Origin of the sequence: Stenotrophomonas maltophilia group sp. RNC7 (assembly GCF_030910085.1) — a bacterium.
GTDB classification, from domain to species: Bacteria; Pseudomonadota; Gammaproteobacteria; order Xanthomonadales; family Xanthomonadaceae; genus Stenotrophomonas; species Stenotrophomonas sepilia.
Map to the genome: position 1 here is coordinate 1 of NZ_JAVFVN010000670.1, position 2,544 is coordinate 2,544.

Consider the following 2,544-nt stretch of genomic DNA (forward strand, 5'->3'; position numbering starts at 1 on the left):
TACAATTTCTCTTGTAGGCGGATGTTCACTTTTTGATGGAAATTCAGCAGACTATGCCGCTAAAACTGATAGTGGTACCATAACTAAGGAACAACTTTATGAACATATGGTAGACAAAGTAGGAGAGCGTACTTTAGATGAATTAATAACACTAAAAGTTTTGGAGAAAAAATATAAAGTATCAAATGGTGAAATTGATGATGAAATAAAACGTTTAAAAGCTGAATTCGGTAATACATTTAAAGATTTTCTCGCTCAAAATGGGGTAAGTAATGAGGAGCAATTACGAGATGTTATAAAACTAGATAAACTAAAGCAAAAACTAGCACTGGATCACATCAAAGTAAAAGAAAAAGACTTAAAAGATTTATACCAACAAAAAAAACCTGAATTAAGGGTAAGTCATATTTTAGTTGCTGACGAACAGCAAGCAAACGATATTAAAGGGAAGATTGATGCAGGAGAAGATTTCGGAAGTTTAGCTAAAGAATTTTCTCTTGATGTAGCGACTAAAGAAAAAGGTGGCGATATTGGATATTTTAAAGATGGTGATATGCTTCAACCATTCCAAGATGCCGCGAGAAAATTAAAACCTGGGGAAGTAAGTCAACCTGTACACACAGATTTTGGATACCATATCATTAAATTAATAGATGAAAAAAAACTACCATCTTTTGAAAAAATGAAACCTCAATTAGAGAGCGAGTTAATCACAAAAAAAATTGATCAGTCCAAAATAAATGCTGAAATCCAAAAGCTTTTGGATAAAGAGCATATTAAAATTGGGGAAGATAAATTAAAGGATTTGTATAAAAATAATTCAAAATCAATTGAACAGCCAACACCTAAATAAAGTAATTTGTATTAATCTTATAAATAATTCACAGAATTTCTAAAAAGTAAGAACACCCATAAAAGTACGAAATGTGGGTGTTCTTACTTTTTAATTTGATGTTATTTTACTTTTATTAAAAATTTCGATTGCTTTATTTAGAGAGACCTTTTTAAATCGTCCGTTATCAATTAAAAATATTGCTTTACAACGATCAGCATAATGTTCTAATACCATAATCGTTTCTTCGTTTTCTACACCTATCATATTAGTTCCATTATCCCTTAATACCCATATGACCTTACAGTTGAACTTAAAATAAGTTAACATATCTAAAACATAAAAATCAGATTTATAATGCTTTACATACCTTTCTACATACCGATGCATTACCACTATTTCCTCGTTATTATCAGGTAAAATATCAGCTGGTATAGCAATATGTTGCATGTTATATTCCTTATTCAAATCTTGAATTTGATTATTAACCCTATAATAATCAAATTCCATAGTTATTCTTAAATTAAAACTAGGAACACCATTTTCAAAGCTCAATCCATAAATACTAACTTTTTCTTTTTTCATTTTGATTCCCCCTTATTTTTTGAAGAGTTTTCTAAATTAATGTTAGTTGGCCATTTTCTTCAACTGAAATTGGTATATGCTCCTTGCATAGGTTTGAAATATTTTTCTTCTTTTCCCTGTATAAAGTCTTTATTTTATAAAACGTCTTGGCAATCTGATTTGCAATACCCTTAATTATTCTACAATCCACACTTTGACCAATAATTTCATATCTTCTCGTTAACGGTATAGTATCTGGAAAGCTAAAACTTTGTGGGATACTTAAAATTCTTTTTAGTTCACTAATACTAAAAAAACGCCACTTTGTTTTGTCTTCATTCAATAGATATGAGTTACTTGAACAATGACTTCTATATCGCCCTAATATACACTGTATTTCTTTAGCATCTGGTGTTACAAAAGTCTTAGTCAAATTCCGATCCTTAAAAGCACTTCTACTCTGAAAACTATCCATCCATGTTCTTAAGTCTTTCCATTGATGGATTACATTTTTCCCATCCAAATATTCTCTTAATTTAGAACGTTTTACTGTTCTTGGAGGAGAAGGGAATTCAAAGTTTAAAAATGCTTCTTCCGACCGAAAAGCTACAGCGTAAGTCCTATTTCTTTTTGCAATAGAACCAAAGTCTACAGCATCTATATTTTTTTCACTCCAATACGGGAACATATCTTTCACAAGATTCTTTAAATCTCTAAATATATCACTTGAGAAAAATCTAGGTACATTTTCAAAAAATAGCATTTCTGGAGCAGAAGCTCTTATTATCCTAGCAGCTGCAATGGATAAATCTGTTTGTAGCCCCTCCGTCATAGAGCCAATTTGGGTCCATTTATTACATGGAAGGGTAATATTCATAACATCGCTTTTTGGTATTTCGTTAATATCTCTAATATCTCCATTAAAAACAAATGACTTATCACCGAAATTATGTCTTAATACTTCCACACAATCATCTTCCAATTCTATTTCTGCAGTAGGTGTAAAGTATTGTGTATCAACAAATGCTGCTGTTCCAATTCCTCCTCCAGCACAAACGCTTAATAATGAAATTCGTTCATCTGTTTTTTTAGGTAGAATCTGAACGTTCATAAGATTAAACCTTAATGGACGAACAATTACTTTTTTA

General features: G+C 30.7%; 3 protein-coding genes. 1 reads left to right on the top strand and 2 read right to left on the bottom strand.

The window, feature by feature from the left end:
• On the top strand, nucleotides 1-853 hold an 853-nt coding region (locus tag RCF13_RS13865; protein WP_308141261.1), incomplete at its 5' end, for a peptidylprolyl isomerase.
• Between the two features lie 90 nt (nucleotides 854-943).
• Here the strand turns inward: RCF13_RS13865 and RCF13_RS13870 are convergent.
• Nucleotides 944-1,417 (bottom strand): hypothetical protein, encoded by a 474-nt coding sequence (locus RCF13_RS13870; RefSeq protein WP_086403673.1) that lies wholly within the window; start codon nucleotides 1,415-1,417, stop codon nucleotides 944-946.
• Between the two features lie 31 nt (nucleotides 1,418-1,448).
• Nucleotides 1,449-2,544, bottom strand: a 1,096-nt coding sequence (locus RCF13_RS13875; RefSeq protein ID WP_308141262.1) for a DNA cytosine methyltransferase, incomplete at its 5' end; no start/stop codon positions are given.

Excerpts from the sequence above, each read along its gene's own strand:
- RCF13_RS13870 (WP_086403673.1), bottom strand. The coding sequence starts at position 1,417 with ATGAAAAAAGAAAAAGTTAGTATTTATGGATTGAGCTTTGAAAATGGT.